At 62.0% G+C, this 15,449-nt stretch carries 13 protein-coding genes; 7 read left to right on the top strand and 6 right to left on the bottom strand.

The genetic code is table 11. The features are described from left to right. Window positions 1-85: 85 nt before the first annotated feature. The 5 genes from hslU to QIW53_RS14755 all read right to left on the bottom strand — a co-directional run bounded on the left by hslU (window position 86) and on the right by QIW53_RS14755 (window position 7,051). Window positions 86-1,420, bottom strand: coding sequence for an ATP-dependent protease ATPase subunit HslU (gene hslU / locus QIW53_RS14775; RefSeq protein WP_371050346.1), 1,335 nt, complete (start codon window positions 1,418-1,420; stop codon window positions 86-88). 55 nt (window positions 1,421-1,475) lie between these two features. After that, complete coding sequence (gene hslV, locus QIW53_RS14770; RefSeq protein WP_007968352.1) at window positions 1,476-2,006, bottom strand: ATP-dependent protease subunit HslV; 531 nt, start codon at window positions 2,004-2,006, stop codon at window positions 1,476-1,478. A 242-nt stretch (window positions 2,007-2,248) separates the two neighbouring features. After that, complete coding sequence (locus tag QIW53_RS14765) at window positions 2,249-2,947, bottom strand: SPOR domain-containing protein (protein ID WP_371050345.1); 699 nt, start codon at window positions 2,945-2,947, stop codon at window positions 2,249-2,251. Between the two features lies 1 nt (window position 2,948). Further along, window positions 2,949-4,685 carry an arginine--tRNA ligase gene (argS, locus tag QIW53_RS14760; RefSeq protein ID WP_371050343.1) on the bottom strand — a complete coding sequence of 579 codons (1,737 nt, stop codon included), beginning with the start codon at window positions 4,683-4,685 and terminating at the stop codon, window positions 2,949-2,951. 146 nt (window positions 4,686-4,831) lie between these two features. Continuing rightward, window positions 4,832-7,051, bottom strand: coding sequence for a primosomal protein N' (locus QIW53_RS14755; protein ID WP_371050342.1), 2,220 nt, complete (start codon window positions 7,049-7,051; stop codon window positions 4,832-4,834). 289 nt (window positions 7,052-7,340) lie between these two features. On the opposite strand from QIW53_RS14755, the gene rpmE reads away from it, so the two are divergent. The 3 genes from rpmE (at window position 7,341) to QIW53_RS14740 (ending at window position 9,834) form a co-directional block, all read left to right on the top strand. Next, a complete protein-coding gene (gene rpmE / locus QIW53_RS14750) occupies window positions 7,341-7,559 on the top strand; it encodes a 50S ribosomal protein L31 (RefSeq protein WP_018929146.1) in 219 nt (72 codons plus the stop codon). A gap of 35 nt (window positions 7,560-7,594) precedes the next feature. Then, window positions 7,595-8,386, top strand: coding sequence for a thermonuclease family protein (locus tag QIW53_RS14745; protein WP_371050341.1), 792 nt, complete (start codon window positions 7,595-7,597; stop codon window positions 8,384-8,386). Between the two features lie 179 nt (window positions 8,387-8,565). Further along, window positions 8,566-9,834, top strand: coding sequence for a malic enzyme-like NAD(P)-binding protein (locus QIW53_RS14740; protein WP_371050340.1), 1,269 nt, complete (start codon window positions 8,566-8,568; stop codon window positions 9,832-9,834). A 174-nt stretch (window positions 9,835-10,008) separates the two neighbouring features. Here the strand turns inward: QIW53_RS14740 and QIW53_RS14735 are convergent, their stop codons facing one another. Continuing rightward, window positions 10,009-12,444 carry a penicillin-binding protein 1A gene (locus QIW53_RS14735; RefSeq protein WP_371050351.1) on the bottom strand — a complete coding sequence of 812 codons (2,436 nt, stop codon included), beginning with the start codon at window positions 12,442-12,444 and terminating at the stop codon, window positions 10,009-10,011. Window positions 12,445-12,663: 219 nt separating this feature from the next. Between QIW53_RS14735 and QIW53_RS14730 the strand changes: the two genes are divergently transcribed. Genes QIW53_RS14730 through QIW53_RS14715 form a run of 4 tightly spaced genes read left to right on the top strand, consistent with a single transcriptional unit; the run spans window position 12,664 to window position 15,438 of the window. Beyond that, window positions 12,664-13,728, top strand: a complete 1,065-nt coding sequence (locus QIW53_RS14730; RefSeq protein ID WP_371050339.1) for a pilus assembly protein PilM — start codon at window positions 12,664-12,666, stop codon at window positions 13,726-13,728. Beyond that, window positions 13,728-14,294 (top strand): PilN domain-containing protein, encoded by a 567-nt coding sequence (locus tag QIW53_RS14725; RefSeq protein WP_371050338.1) that lies wholly within the window; start codon window positions 13,728-13,730, stop codon window positions 14,292-14,294. The genes QIW53_RS14730 and QIW53_RS14725 overlap by 1 nt, the downstream gene beginning before the upstream one ends. Continuing rightward, on the top strand, window positions 14,291-14,914 hold the full coding sequence (gene pilO, locus QIW53_RS14720; protein WP_371050337.1) for a type 4a pilus biogenesis protein PilO: 624 nt from the start codon (window positions 14,291-14,293) through the stop codon (window positions 14,912-14,914). The genes QIW53_RS14725 and pilO overlap by 4 nt, the downstream gene beginning before the upstream one ends. Continuing rightward, complete coding sequence (locus QIW53_RS14715; protein ID WP_371050336.1) at window positions 14,911-15,438, top strand: pilus assembly protein PilP; 528 nt, start codon at window positions 14,911-14,913, stop codon at window positions 15,436-15,438. Before pilO ends, QIW53_RS14715 begins: the two co-directional genes overlap by 4 nt. Window positions 15,439-15,449: the final 11 nt, after the last annotated feature.

Here is a 15,449-nt window from a genome sequence, read left to right as displayed (position 1 = left end):
GTGTCAGACAACTCCGATGTCGACTGACACTGCGCTTTCGCGAGCAAGCCCGCTCCCACAAGGTTCGCGGCCCGGTAAGAGTGGCTTACAGGATATAACGAGACAGGTCTTCGTTCTGCGCCAATTCACCGAGGTGGCTGTTGACGTAGTCGGCGTCGACCTTGATCACCGTGCCGTCATGGGCACTGGCCAGGTCGCCGGCACTGAACGACACCTCTTCGAGCAGACGCTCGAGCAGGGTGTGCAGGCGACGGGCGCCGATGTTCTCGGTCTTCTCGTTGACCTGCCAGGCAATCTCGGCGACGCGCTTGATGCCGTCAGGCTGGAACTCGATGCCCAGGCCTTCGGTTTTCAGCAGCGCGCAGTACTGTTCGGTGAGCGAGGCGTGAGGCTCACTGAGAATGCGCTCGAAGTCTTCCGGCGTCAGTGCCTTGAGTTCGACACGGATCGGCAGTCGGCCTTGCAGCTCCGGTACCAGGTCGCTTGGCTTGCTCAGGTGGAACGCGCCGGAGGCGATGAACAGGATGTGGTCGGTCTTGACCATGCCCAGTTTGGTGTTGACCGTGCAGCCTTCGATCAGTGGCAGCAAATCACGCTGCACCCCTTCACGGGACACATCGACGCCGCCGGCGTTGCCGCGCTTGGCCACCTTGTCGATTTCGTCAATGAACACGATGCCGTGCTGCTCGACCGCTTCCAGGGCCTTGGCCTTGAGCTCTTCATCGTTGACCAGGCGGCTCGCTTCCTCGTCGCGCACCAGTTTCAGCGCTTCCTTGACCTTGAGCTTGCGGCTCTTGCGTTTGCCCTTGCCCATGTTGGCGAACAGGCTCTGCAACTGGTTGGTCATTTCTTCCATGCCCGGTGGCGCGGAGATATCGACGCCGGCCACTTCGGCGACTTCGATCTCGATTTCCTTGTCATCAAGCTGGCCTTCACGCAGACGCTTGCGGAACAGCTGGCGGGTGTTGGAGTCGGTCGACGGGGTGGCTTCCTCGTTGAAACTGCGCGCCGGTGGCAGCAGGGCGTCGAGGATGCGCTCTTCGGCGGCGTCCTCGGCGCGATGACGCACCTTGGTCATTTCCTGTTCGCGCAGCAGCTTGATCGCGGCATCGGCGAGGTCGCGAATGATCGACTCGACATCTCGGCCGACGTAGCCGACTTCGGTGAATTTGGTCGCTTCGACCTTGATGAACGGTGCATTGGCCAGTTTGGCCAGGCGGCGGGCGATTTCGGTTTTACCGACGCCTGTCGGCCCGATCATCAGGATGTTCTTGGGTGTCACTTCAACGCGCAGCTCTTCAGGCAGCTGCATCCGGCGCCAGCGATTCCGCAGGGCAATGGCGACGGCGCGCTTGGCATCGTCCTGGCCGATGATATGGCGATTGAGTTCGTGGACGATTTCGCGGGGAGTCATGGACATAGTAATTGGCGGTCCTCAAGCAGAAACAAGCCGTGGCACACGGGCCGGAACAGGCTTATTCAGCGAGATCCTGCTCCTCAATGGTCTGGGTGTGGTTGGTGAATACGCAGATGTCACCGGCGATGCCGAGGGCAGTCTCGACGATTTCACGGGCCGACAGGTCGGTCTTTTTCAGCAGGGCGCTGGCAGCGGCCTGTGCATAAGCACCGCCGGAGCCCATGGCGATCAGGCCATCTTCGGGTTCGACCACGTCGCCGTTGCCGGTGATGATCAGCGAGGCGTCCTTGTTGGCGACCGCGAGCATGGCTTCCAGGCGGCTGAGGGAGCGATCGGTGCGCCACTCCTTGGCCAGTTCGACGGCGGCGCGAATGAGGTGGCCCTGATGTTTCTCGAGCTGCCCTTCGAAGCGTTCGAACAGGGTAAAGGCGTCAGCGGTGGCGCCGGCAAACCCGGCAATGACCTGACCGTGGTACAGGCGACGAACTTTCTTCGCGTTGCCTTTCATCACGGTATTGCCGAGGGAAACCTGGCCGTCGCCGCCCATGACGACTTTGCCGTGGCGGCGAACTGAAACGATGGTGGTCAAGGGAGAGTCTCCACGCAGCGGGGCGAAAATGCCTTCTGCCCATTCATATGGGGGTGGTGGAGAAGATTTCAACTGGGGGGCGGGGGAAGGGACGAGTGGTGCCACGCAACGAGGGAGCGGTATGGCGGTTTATGCCATCGTCAGAGCGCCGCGCGGAGCCGGCTCGCTCCCACAGGGATCCGCGTCACCCTGTGGGAGCGAGCCTGCTCGCGATGAAGTTGGCACGGTGACGCTGAAGAAAATCAGCGATTCTGCCGTTGTTGTAACAACAGGTTGCTGAACCCGGCGCCGGCCAGTTGTTTCTGCGCGGTGGTCAGCTGTTCGCGATTGCTGAACGGCCCGACCAAAACCCGATACCAGGTCTCATCCTTCACCGTGCCAGACTCAACCGCCACGGCCTGGCCCAGCAGGATGATCTGCGCCCGGACCTTGTCCGCATCAGCCTCCTTGCGGAACGAACCGGCCTGCAGGAAGTATTTGGTCACCGGCGCAGCCTTGGCCACGGGCGGCGCCGGAGGCGGGGTAATGCCGGCCAGCGCGGCCTGGGCGCGAGCGGTATCGATTTTCGCCGCCTCCGCTGGCGTCACCGGTGTAGTCGGTACCGCAGGTGTCGGCGGGGTTTTCTCCGGTACGGCATCCGGTGGCACGATGACTTCCGACTCCGGCAGCAGGGTGTAGAAGTCGTACTTGGGCTTGACCGGTTGCGTCGGGCTCGGCGGGGTCTTGTTGGCCTCGGCGATCTTGGTGGCCTTCTGCTGCTCGATCTTCTCGCGCTTGACGCTGTCGCTGCCCTTGCCCGGCTCCAGTTTCATCAGAAACACGATGAACGCGCCGACCGTCAGGCCGATGGCCATCCACAACCAGCCCGGGATTGGCTGCTTGGCAGGGGCTTGGTAACGGCTGGCGCCACGCTTGGGTGCAGGTTTTTTCTTGGCAGCCAACTTACATACGCTCCAGAGTTTCCAGGCCCAAGAGTTCCAGGCCTTGCTTGAGAGTGCGGCCGGTCAGCGCGGCGAGGCGCAGGCGGCTCTGCATCTGCGTCGGGGTTTCGGCGCTGAGGATCGGGCAGTTTTCGTAGAAACCGGAGAACAGGCCGGCAACGTCGTACAGGTAGGCGCACAGAACGTGTGGCGTGCCTTTCTCGGCCACGTTGTTCAGCACTTCGCCGAACTGCGCGAGCTTCGCCGCCAACTCCAGTTCGTGGGCCGCTTCAAGGACGATCTGGCCGTCGACTTCATTGAAGTTCTTGCCCAGCTTGCGGAACACGCCGGCCACCCGGGTGTAGGCGTAGAGCAGGTACGGTGCGGTGTTGCCTTCGAAATTGAGCATCAGGTCGAAGTTGAAGCTGTAGTCGCTGGTGCGGTGCTTGGACAGGTCGGCATATTTGACCGCGTCGATACCCACGACCTTCGCGATGTTGCGCAACTCGTCCTCGGCCAGTTCCGGGTTCTTGTCCTTGACCAGGGTGTAGGCGCGCTCCTGGGCTTCGGTCAGCAGGTCGATCAGCTTCACGGTGCCGCCGTCACGGGTCTTGAACGGGCGGCCGTCGCTGCCGTTCATGGTGCCGAAGCCCATGTGTTCCATTTCCATCGGGTGCGTCACGAAACCGGCCTTGCGGGCGACGGCGAACACCTGCTGGAAGTGCAGGGCCTGGCGTTGATCGACAAAGTACAAGGCGCGGTCGGCCTTGAGCTTGCCACTGCGATAGCGCACGGCGGCCAGGTCGGTGGTGGCGTAGAGGTAGCCGCCATCCGCCTTGACGATGATCACCGGCAGCGGATCGCCGTCGGCGTTCTTGAATTCGTCGAGGAACACGCACTGGGCGCCGTTGCTTTCGACCAGCAGGCCGGCGGCCTTGAGGTCGTTGACCACGTTGATCAGGTCGTCGTTGTAGGCGCTTTCGCCCATGACATCAGCCATGGTCAGCTTGACGTTCAGCAACTCGTAGATTTTCTGGCAGTGGGACAGCGAAATGTCCTTGAACCGGGTCCAGAGGGTCAGACACTCGGCGTCGCCGGCCTGCAGCTTGACCACCAGGCCACGGGCACGGTCGGCGAATTCTGCGGACTCGTCGAAGCGCTGCTTGGCGGCGCGGTAGAAGTTTTCCAGGTCGGACAGCTCGTCGCTGGTGACCGGGTTTTCCTGCAGGTAGGCCATCAGCATGCCGAACTGGGTGCCCCAGTCGCCCACATGGTTCTGCCGGATCACTTCATCGCCGAGGAATTCCAGCACCCGGGCCACGCCGTCGCCAATGATGGTCGAGCGCAGGTGCCCGACGTGCATTTCCTTGGCCAGGTTGGGGGCCGACAGGTCGACCACCGTGCGTTGTGCCGGGCCCGCCTTGCGCACGCCAATGTGTTCGTCGGCCAGTGCGGCGTCCAGGCGCGCGGCCAGGGCCTGGGTGTTCTGGAAGAAGTTGAGGAAGCCCGGGCCGGCGATTTCAGCCTTGGAGACGTTTTCGTCAGCCGGCAGCGCGGCGATGATTTTCTCGGCCAGATCGCGCGGCTTCATGCCGGCCGGCTTGGCCAGCATCATGGCGATGTTGCTGGCGAAATCGCCGTTTTTCTTGTCGCGCGAGTTTTCCACCTGGATCGCCGGCGACAGGCCCTCAGGCAACACACCTTCGTTGACGAGTTGGGTGATGGCTTGTTGGATCAGCTGGCGAATGGTGTCTTTCATGGTCTTCTCTTTCGACCGCAGGCGCGGCGGCGCAGGGTGCGCTGGTGGAAAAACTGGGCATTATCCGTTGCCGGGGCGGGCTTGCCAACCTTAGCAGGCAGGTTGTGGATATGCGGTGACAATCGGGCCCTTGCCCGATCAGGTCTTCAATACAAATCGACGGGGTCGACATCCAGCGACCAGCGCACCGCCCGCCCGCTGGGCATCTGCTCCAGCGCCAGCAACCAACTGGCCAGCAGCCGATGCAGTGGTGCCCGGGCCGTGGCCTGGAGCAACAATTGCGCGCGAAAGCGTCCGGCTCGGCGCTCCATGGGTGCTGGCACGGGGCCCAGCAGTTCAATGCCGGTCAGATTCTGTTCGATCAGCAAACGCTCGGCTTCGCTGCAGGCTTCGTCGAGAAAACCTTCGGCCTGCCCGGGTTTGTGCGCTTCGGCTCGCAACAGCGCCAGGTGCGCAAAGGGCGGTAGGCCCGCCGCGCGGCGCTCGCTCAAGGCCTGTTCGGCAAAGGCGAAGTAACCCTGCTCGGTCAATTGCACCAGCAGCGGATGGTCGGCGAGGTGGGTCTGGATGATCACCCGGCCCGGTTCTTCGGCCCGACCGGCGCGGCCGGCGACCTGGACGATCAGTTGCGCCATGCGTTCGCTGGCGCGGAAGTCGCCGGAAAACAACCCGCCGTCGGCATCGAGAATCGACACCAGGGTGACCCGGGGAAAGTGGTGACCTTTGGCGAGCATCTGCGTACCCACCAGGATGCACGGTTGGCCTTTCTGAATGGTGGCGAACAGCTGGTTCATCGCATCCTTGCGCGAGGTGCTGTCGCGGTCGACGCGCAACACCGGGTAGTCCGGAAACAGGATGGCCAGGCGTTCTTCGGCCCGTTCGGTGCCGGCGCCCACCGGGCGTAAATCGACCTTGCTGCATTTAGGGCACTGGCGTGGCACGCGCTCGACATAGCCGCAATGGTGGCAGCGCAGTTCGCCGTAGCGCTGGTGCACGGTCATGCGCGCGTCGCAGCGCTGGCATTCGGACATCCAGCCGCAGTCATGGCACAACAGGGTCGGCGCGAATCCCCGGCGGTTGAGGAACACCAGCACCTGCTGGCCGGCGGCGAGTGTCTGGCCAATGGCCTGTTGCATCGGGCCGGAGATGCCGCTGTCCAGCGGCCGGCTTTTCACATCCAGGCGCAGGAATCGCGGTTGTTTGGCGCCACCGGCGCGTTCATTCAGGCGCAGCAGGCCGTAGCGGCCGGTGTAGGCGTTGTGCAGGCTTTCCAGCGATGGCGTGGCGGAGCCGAGCACGATCGGAATGTTTTCCTGTCGTGCGCGCACCAGTGCCAGGTCCCGGGCGTGATAGCGCAGGCCTTCCTGCTGTTTATAGGAGCCGTCGTGCTCTTCGTCGATAATGATCAGGCCGGGGTTTTTCATCGGCGTGAACAGTGCCGAACGGGTGCCGATGATGATGTCGGCCTCGCCGTCCCGGGCGGCCAACCAGGCGTCCAGTCGCTCGCGGTCGTTGACCGCCGAGTGGAGCAGCGCAATGCGCGCATTGAAGCGTTGCTCGAAGCGCGCCAGGGTTTGCGGGCCGAGGTTGATTTCCGGAATCAGCACCAGCGCTTGCTTGCCGGCCTCCAGGGTTTCACGAATCAGCTGCAGGTAGACTTCGGTCTTGCCACTGCCGGTGACGCCGGCCAGCAGGAACGCGTGATAACTGTCGAAGCCGGCGCGAATCGCTTCACAGGCGGCCCGCTGTTCGGGGTTGAGTGGCAGTTCCGGTTGCGCCAGCCAGTGTTCGTGGCGAACGCCGGGCGCATGCCGGCGGATCTCCACCTGTACCAGCTCCTTGGCCAGCAGCAGATCAAGGCTGTCCTTGCTCAGCATCAGTTTGCTCAGCAGCGTGTGGGCGACGCCGTGAGGGTGCTGGGCCAGGGTTGCCAGTGCCTCGCGTTGGCGCGGCGCGCGGGCGATACGCGGGTCATCCAGGCGGGCGCCGGGGGCGGCGGACCAGAAGCGCTCCTGACGCGCTTCGGCCAGCTCGCCCTGGCGCAGCAGCACCGGCAGCGCCCAGCTCAAGGTATCGCCGAGGCTGTGCTGATAATACTGCGAGGTCCACAGGCACAGCTTGAACAACGCGGGCGGCAAGGGTGGCGTGGCATCGAGCAGGGCCAAGGCCGGCTTGAGCTTCTCTGCCGGCACTTCGCTGGTGTCGGTGACTTCCACCAGAATCCCGATCATCTCCCGCCGACCAAAAGGGACCCGCAAGCGCATGCCGGGCTGCAATTGCGCGCGCAGGACCCCGGCCGGCGCCCGGTAGTCGAACAGGCGGCGCAGCGGTGAGGGCAAGGCAAGGCGCAAAATGGCGTCGGGCACGCGGGGGGTCTCGGTCAACAGGCGATAAAGAAGGAGTGGATGAAACCTGTGGGAGCGGGCTTGCCCGCGAAGGCGCCGTGTCTGTAGGCATAAATGCTGGCTGATACACCGCTTTCGCGAGCAAGCCCGCTCCCACATGGGGATCGCGCTCAAGGCCGGGAGCCTAGCAGACGGTCGGTAGAAGCGACAGCTTGCGCGAATGACATTGTCTGGTAGAATCCGCGGCCTAATTACGTGCGGTATTCAACAATAGTGTTGGGTGGCGGCACGCTAGCCTGAGGAAAACACCATGAAAGCTGATATCCATCCAGAATACCCAGCAGTTGCTGTTACCTGCAGCTGCGGCAACAAGTTCGAAACCCGTTCGACCTACGGCAAAGCCCTGGCGATCGACGTTTGCAACGAGTGCCACCCGTTCTACACCGGTAAGCAAAAGACTCTGGACACTGGCGGCCGCGTACAGCGCTTCGCCGACCGTTTCGGTGCTTTCGGCGCGAAAAAGGCCTAAGGCCGGTCAACTTGGGAAGCCGCTACGGTTTTTCCATGCTGATGAAAAAGGCGTCCCTCGCGGGCGCCTTTTTTGTGTCCGCGATCTGGTTCTCCGCGGCCCAGGCCTTTTGCCCGGCGCCGGGTGGGCTGACATCGGTCGCGGTCCAGCGCGTGGTGGATGGCGACACCCTGCGCCTCGCTGATGGCCGCAGCGTGCGCATGATCGGCTTGAATACGCCCGAACTGGGCAAGAAAGGTCGATCCGACGAACCGTTTGCCGTGGCTGCACGCAAACGGCTCGAAGCCCTGGTGGCGGCAAGTGACGGGCGGGTCGGTTTGCTGCCCGGCAAGGAAAGCAAAGACCATTACGGTCGAACCCTGGCCCATGTCTTTGCGGCTGATGGGGCCAATCTTGAAGCGACAATGCTCGCCGAAGGCCTGGGATATCTGGTCGCGGTCGCCCCGAATGTTGATTTTGTCGACTGCCAGCAGGCGGCGGAGCGCAGTGCGCGCCAGGCCGGACTGGGCCTGTGGCGTCAGTCGCCTGTACTGAAAGCGGATCAGATCAGCACGTCCGGCTTTGCCCTGCTCAGCGGGCGTGTGAGCAAGGTTCAACGCAATCGTGGCGGGATTTGGATCGAATTGCAGGATTCGGTTGTGTTGCGCGTTGCACCCAATCTGTTGGATCGTTTTGATGCGGACTCGCTGCAAAGGCTGGAAGGCAAGCCCATCGAGGCGCGTGGCTGGGTGCTCGACCGTTCGCGCCGCGGTGGGCTCAAGCCTGGTCAGGCGCGCTGGATGCTGCCACTGACCGATCCGGCGATGATTCAGGTGATGTCGCGCTAGAAAATTGTAGACATTTTTTCCGTTGATTGTAGACAGTCTATCCCTTGTGTTCCGCGGCTCTTGGCCCAAAGTCGTAGTGCAGGGCGCTTGACAGGGGTGACCGGTCAGTCTTGTGGGGACTTTGCGAGGCGCGTATCCTCGCTGACCAGTCTGTCCAACAGTAAAAGCGGAATGCCCACATGTCTGATTTGAAAACTGCCGCTCTCGAGTATCACGCCAATCCTCGTCCAGGAAAGCTGAGCGTCGAGCTCACCAAGCCCACCGCTACCGCCCGCGACCTGTCGCTGGCCTACAGCCCCGGCGTAGCCGAACCAGTACGCGAAATCGGTCGCGACCCTGAGCTGGCCTACAAATACACCGGCAAAGGCAACCTGGTTGCAGTCATTTCCGATGGCACCGCGATTCTTGGCCTGGGTAACCTGGGCCCATTGGCTTCCAAGCCAGTGATGGAAGGCAAGGGTGTTCTGTTCAAGCGTTTCGCCGGCATCGACGTGTTCGACATCGAAGTCGACTCCGAAAGCCCGCAAGCCTTCATCGACACCGTCAAACGTATCTCCATCACCTTCGGTGGCATCAACCTCGAAGACATCAAGGCGCCTGAGTGCTTCGAGATCGAACGTGCCCTGATCGAGCAGTGCGACATCCCGGTATTCCACGATGACCAGCACGGCACTGCCATCGTGACCGCTGCCGGCATGATCAACGCCCTGGAAATCGCTGGCAAAACCCTGCCAGAAGCCAAGATCGTCTGCCTGGGTGCCGGTGCGGCCGCCATCTCCTGCATGAAATTGCTGGTGAGCATGGGTGCCAACATCGAAAACATCTACATGGTTGACCGTACCGGCGTGATCCACTCCGGCCGTGACGACCTGAACCAGTACAAGGCAGTCTTCGCTCACGCGACCGACAAGCGCTCCCTGGCTGACGCCCTGCAAGGCGCAGACGTGTTCGTTGGCCTGTCCGGTCCGAACCTGCTGAGTGCAGAAGGCCTGAAATCCATGGCGGCCAACCCGATCGTGTTCGCCTGCTCGAACCCGGATCCGGAAATCTCCCCGGAGCTGGCTCACGCCACTCGCAGCGACGTGATCATGGCCACCGGCCGTTCGGACTACCCGAACCAGGTCAACAACGTGCTGGGCTTCCCGTTCATCTTCCGTGGCGCCCTGGACGTTCGCGCCAAGCGCATCAACGAAGAGATGAAAGTCGCAGCGGCCAACGCCCTACGTGAACTGGCCAAGCTGCCAGTGCCTCAGGAAGTGTGCGACGCCTACGGCGGTATCAAGCTGGAATTCGGTCGCGAGTACATCATTCCGAAGCCAATGGATGCCCGCCTGATCACCCTGATCTCCGACGCCGTGGCCAAGGCCGCGATCGAGACCGGCGTGGCGACCCTGCCGTATCCGAAGAACTACCCGTTGAAAAGCGTGGATGACGTGTTCAACGGCTAAGCGCAGCGCCCATGAAAAACCCCAGCCTGGTGCTGGGGTTTTTTATGGGGGGATCAAAACTGTAACTGTAGGAGCGAGCATGCTCGCGACGGTCGTTAACGATGACGCGGGCTGTCAGGATGCCTGCGGCGCCTGGGCGTCCTTCGCGAGCATGCTCGCTCCTACAGGGTCCCGTCAGAACAAATCGATGGGTGCCGATTCGTCCGCTGGCAGGGGGCTGCCCGGGGCGGTGCCGTTGCCCAGCTCGTTCACCGACGGTGGCGTGTCTTCGGCCTTGAACAGTTCGAAGTACGCGCCTGGCGTGCCTGGCGTGGCGGCGCGGCCACTGATCGGGTCGACTCGCAGGCTGAGGATGCCTTCCGGTTCCGCCTGGGTGTGGGGCGGCTTGTCCTTGAGCGCGGCGGACATGTAATTCATCCAGATCGGAAGCGCGACAGTGCCACCGAACTCGCGCTTGCCGAGGCTTTCCGGCTGGTCGAAACCGGTCCAGACGGTGGTCACGTAATCCGCGTTGTAGCCCGAGAACCAGGCGTCCTTGGATTCGTTGGTGGTACCGGTCTTGCCGGCGATGTCGGCGCGACCCATGGCGAGGGCGCGGCGACCGGTGCCGAGTTTGATCACGTCCTCGAGCATGCTGTTGAGAATGTAGGTGGTTCGACCGTCGACAATGCGCTCGGCCATGGCCGGCGCCTGGGGTGCAGGCTGGCCCGTTGCTTCACCCGGTGTCGCGTCGACCGTAAAGGCCTGCGTGCTCGGCGCAGCAATCCCGTCGGAGGCGACATCGCCTTTCGGTACGCTCGGTGGGTTGGCGACGAAGAGCGTATCGCCATTACGGCTTTCGATCTTGTCGATGATGAACGGCGTGATCTTGTAGCCGCCATTGGCAAAGGTGCTCCAGCCCGTGGCGATCTCCATCGGCGTCAGCGTCGCCGTGCCCAGGGCCAGGGACAGGTTGCGTGGCAGGTCCTGCTTGTTGAAGCCGAACTTGCTGATGTAATCGATGGTGCGATCGATACCCAGCGCCTGCAGCAGGCGGATCGACACCAGGTTGCGCGACTTGTACAGCGCTTCACGCAGGCGGATCGGGCCGAGGAAGGTGTTGGTGTCGTTCTTCGGGCGCCAGACCTTGTCCAGGTACTCGTCGACGAACACGATCGGGGCGTCGTTCACCAGACTGGCGGCGGTGTAGCCGTTATCCAGTGCAGCGCTATAGACGAAGGGCTTGAAGCTCGAGCCCGGCTGACGCTTGGCTTGCATGGCGCGGTTGTAGTTGCTCTGCTCGAAGGCAAAGCCGCCGACCAGCGAACGAATGGCACCGTTCTGCGGATCGAGGGAAACCAGCGCGCCTTGAGCCTGCGGGATCTGGCTGAACTTCAGCGAGTTGTCCGGCTGGCGCTGCACGCGAATCAGGTCGCCGACCTGGGCCACGTCCGAGGGCTGTTTGGGGTTGGCGCCCATGCTGTTGGTGTTGAGGAACGGCCGCGCCCATTTCATGCTGTCCCAGCCGACATGCTCGCTGCCGGAGCGGGTCAGGACTTGCAGGCCGGTCTTGTCGACCTGGGTGACGATGGCCGGCTCGAGGCTGCTGATCGTGCGCTGCTTGGTCAGTTCGCTGGCCCAGGCTTCGCGTGTCTTGCCTGGCAGGCGCGACTCGGGGCCGCGATAACCGTGGCGCTGGTCGTAGGTCATCAAACCTTCGTGAAGCGCGTTGTTGGCCATTTCCTGCAGGTTGCTCGGCACGGTGGTGGTGACGCGGAAACCCTCGGTATAAGCATCGCTGCCGTAACGGCCGACCATTTCGGCACGGGCCATTTCCGCGATGTAGGGGGCGTTCACTTCCGGTGTCGGCACGTGGTAGCTGGCATTCAGCGGTTCGTTGATCGCGGCGGTGTAATCGGGCTCGCTGATTTTCCCGAGCTTGTACATCCGCCCCAGGATCCAGTCGCGACGTTCCTTGCTGCGCGCCGGATTGGCCAGCGGGTTGAATCGCGAAGGCGCCTTTGGCAGGCCGGCAATCATTGCCATCTGCGCCAGGCTGATGTCACGAATCGACTTGCCGTAATAGACCTGTGCCGCCGCTTCGATACCGTAGGCCCTGTTGCCCAAGTAGATCTTGTTGACGTACAACTCCAGGATCTCGTCCTTGGTCAGTTGACGTTCGATCTGCAGGGCGAGCAGGATTTCCGTGGTTTTGCGGGAAAAGCTGCGCTCGCTGGTCAGGAAGAAGTTTTTTGCCACCTGCATGGTGATGGTGCTGCCGCCGGACTGGATATGACCGCTCTTGACCAGTTGAGTGGCCGCGCGCATCAGGCTGCTGGGGTCGACACCATAATGGTTGGCAAAATTGTCATCTTCGGCGCTGAGCAGTGCATTGATGAAATTGGGCGGAATGTCGGCGAAACGGATCGGCGTCCGGCGCATTTCACCAAATTCTGCAATCAACTTGTTATCGCTGCTATAAACCCGCAGAGGAATCTGCAACTGAATGCTTCTCAAAGCCTCCACAGACGGCAATCCGGGGCTAAGGTAAAGAAATGCACCGCTCAGACCCAGAAGCAGTCCGCAGAAAACGGCGACGATGGACCAACCGAAAAATTTCAGCAGACGAATCAAGGTTTTGGGATATCCAGGGCAAAGAATGAGTTGGGCATCAGGGTTCAGATAATGATGAGAACGACCCGCGCTTGACATGAATAGCGGAAAAAAACGTTGGGCATTATAAGCATTTTTCCATCGGGGGCGTCATTTGCACTGCTGTCAAGACAGATGGTTGGAACGCAAGGGACATTACAGAGTCCGTAACTCACGGAAAGTCATAGGGAATTGGTAGTGCTGGGACTCTTCAATAAAAAAGCCAATCTGCTGCTGGGGATCGACATCAGCTCCACGTCGGTAAAGCTTCTTGAATTGAGCCGCCAGGGCGACCGCTACCGGGTCGAAGCCTATGCGGTAGAACCGCTGCCCGCCAACGCGGTGGCCGAGAAGAATATTGCCGAGCTCGAAGGCGTGGGCCAGGCACTCACGCGCGTGTTGCTCAAGGCCCGGACCGGCCTGAGGAATGTCGCGGTGGCCGTGGCCGGGTCGGCGGTGATCACCAAGACCATCGAGATGGACGCCGGACTTTCCGATGACGACATGGAAAACCAGCTGAAGATCGAGGCCGACCAGTACATCCCTTATCCGCTCGACGAAGTGGCCATCGACTTCGAGGTCCAGGGCACGTCCGCGCGCAACCCCGAGCGAGTGAACGTGCTGCTGGCAGCCTGCCGCAAGGAAAACGTCGAAGTCCGCGAAGCGGCCCTCGCGCTGGCCGGGCTGACCGCCCGGGTGGTCGATGTCGAAGCCTACGCACTGGAACGCGCCTTCGGTTTGCTGACCGGGCAGCTGGCCGCTTCCCAGGCGCAACTGACCGTGGCCGTGGTCGACATCGGCGCAACCATGACCACCCTCAGCGTCCTGCACAACGGCCGCATCATCTACACCCGCGAACAATTGTTCGGCGGGCGCCAGTTGACCGAAGAGATCCAGCGTCGTTACGGTCTGACCTTCGAGCAGGCGGGCCTGGCCAAGAAGCAGGGCGGTCTGCCGGACGATTACGTCAGCGAAGTCCTGCAGCCGTTCCGTGATGCGCTGGTGCAGCAAGTGTCCCGTTCCTTGCAGTTCTTCTTCGCCTCCGGCCAGTACAATGCCGTCGATCACATCCTGTTGGCCGGCGGCACCGCATCGGTGCCAGGCCTGGATCGCCTGATCGAACAGCGCCTCGGCACGCCGACCCAGGTGGCCAACCCCTTCTCGAACATGGCCCTGAGCAGCAAGGTCAATGCCGGTGCGCTGGCCAGCGATGCACCGGCGCTGATGATCGCTTGCGGACTGGCACTCAGGAGTTTCGACTGATGGCGCGGATCAACCTTTTACCCTGGCGCGAAGAGCTGCGCGAGCATCGCCGCAAGCGTTTCCTGCTGGCGCTGGCCGGTGTGGTGGTGGGGTCGGTCGGGGCCGTACTGATTGCCAGTCAGGCCATCACTGGCGCCATCGATCGCCAGATTGCCCGCAACGATTACATCAGCCAGCACATTGTCGGGGTCGACGAGCGGATCAAGCAGATCAGTGATCTCAAGGCCCGCCGCCAGCAACTGCTGGAACGCATGCGCATCATCCAGGACCTGCAGGGCAATCGCCCGATCAGCGGGCGTATCTTCGACCAGTTGGCGCGAACCCTGCCAGAAGGGGTGTATTTCACCGAGGTGAAAATGGAGGGCAAGACCCTGTCCATTGTCGGCGCGGCAGAATCGAACAACCGCGTATCCGACCTGATGCGCAACCTGGATGCGTCGGACTGGTTCGATGCACCCACCCTGACGGAGGTCAAGGCGACCACTGCAGGCCAACTGGATCAGGCCAATGTCTTCCAGTTGACCGTTCGTCAGACCCAGCCTGCTGCCGTGGAGGCTGTTCAATGAGCCTGGGGGAATGGTTCGAGGGTCTGCGCAAGATCGATATCAATGACCTGGACACCAACAACATGGGTTCCTGGCCTCCCGCCATCAAGGCCGTGGTTGGCATCCTGTTGATGGCCCTGGTGCTTGGGCTGGGTTACAACTTCTCCGTCAGCGATCTGGAAAATCAGCTGCAGCTCAAGCGTGAGGAGGAGTCGACGCTCAAGGAGCAGTTTGCCACCAAGGTGCACATGGCCGCGAACCTGGAGCTGTATGTCCAGCAGATGAAGGAGATGGAGAATTCCTTTGGCGTGCTGTTGCGGCAGTTGCCCAGCGATACCGAAGTGCCCGGCCTGCTGGAGGACATCACCCGAACCGGGTTGGGCAGCGGGCTGGAGTTCGAGGAAATCAAGCTGCTGCCCGAAGTCACCCAGCAGTTCTACATCGAACTGCCGATCCAGATTACCGTCACGGGTGCTTATCACGACCTCGCCACCTTCGTCAGCGGGGTGGCCGGCTTGCCGCGAATCGTCACCCTGCATGACTTCGAGATCGCACCGGTCGACCCCGAGGGTGGTCCGAAATTGCGCATGAGCATCCTGGCCAAGACCTATCGCTACAACGACAAGGGGCTGCAAAAATGAGCCCGATCCGTACAGCTCTTATGATCGCGACGCTGGTTGTCCTGGCAGGATGTGGCAATGGCGGTGATTTCCACGACCTCGATGCCTACATGAACGAAATGCGTCTGCGCGCGCCTGGCAAGATTGAACCAACGCCGACGTTCCGGTCTTACCCCACGTTCACCTACAACGCGTCGAATCTGCGAAGCCCGTTTTCCCGGCAGGTCAGGGCCGATCTGGCGGGTCGGCAACAGGGTTCGCGCAACGTCAAGCCCGACCCCAGTCGGGTGAAACAGTACCTTGAAGGTTTCAACATCGAGCAGTTTGAAATGGTCGGCACCCTCTCCAATGCCACGGGGTCCTTTGCGCTGCTGCGCGGGGCGGGTGGTGTGCATAGGTTGAAAGTCGGTGATTACCTGGGGCGTAACGATGGACGGATTGTCGCCATCAGCAGCTCGCAAGTCGATGTGGTCGAAATCGTTCCCGATGGCCAGGGCGCCTGGCTGGAGCGGCCGCGGACCATTCCTTTGAAAGAGCACTCATAGTGGAACTCGAA

This window comes from Pseudomonas fluorescens (genome assembly GCF_041354075.1).
Taxonomy (GTDB): domain Bacteria; phylum Pseudomonadota; class Gammaproteobacteria; order Pseudomonadales; family Pseudomonadaceae; genus Aquipseudomonas; species Aquipseudomonas fluorescens_CE.
This window is presented reverse-complemented; position numbering and strand designations above follow the sequence as displayed.

Bases quoted from the DNA above. Each gene is read 5' to 3' on its own strand.
- hslU (WP_371050346.1), bottom strand. From the start codon at position 1,420: ATGTCCATGACTCCCCGCGAAATCGTCCACGAACTCAATCGCCATATC.
- argS (WP_371050343.1), bottom strand. From the start codon at position 4,685: ATGAAAGACACCATTCGCCAGCTGATCCAACAAGCCATCACCCAACTC.
- rpmE (WP_018929146.1), top strand. From the start codon at position 7,341: ATGAAAGCTGATATCCATCCAGAATACCCAGCAGTTGCTGTTACCTGC.
- QIW53_RS14745 (WP_371050341.1), top strand. From the start codon at position 7,595: ATGCTGATGAAAAAGGCGTCCCTCGCGGGCGCCTTTTTTGTGTCCGCG.
- QIW53_RS14740 (WP_371050340.1), top strand. From the start codon at position 8,566: ATGTCTGATTTGAAAACTGCCGCTCTCGAGTATCACGCCAATCCTCGT.
- QIW53_RS14725 (WP_371050338.1), top strand. From the start codon at position 13,728: ATGGCGCGGATCAACCTTTTACCCTGGCGCGAAGAGCTGCGCGAGCAT.
- pilO (WP_371050337.1), top strand. From the start codon at position 14,291: ATGAGCCTGGGGGAATGGTTCGAGGGTCTGCGCAAGATCGATATCAAT.
- QIW53_RS14715 (WP_371050336.1), top strand. From the start codon at position 14,911: ATGAGCCCGATCCGTACAGCTCTTATGATCGCGACGCTGGTTGTCCTG.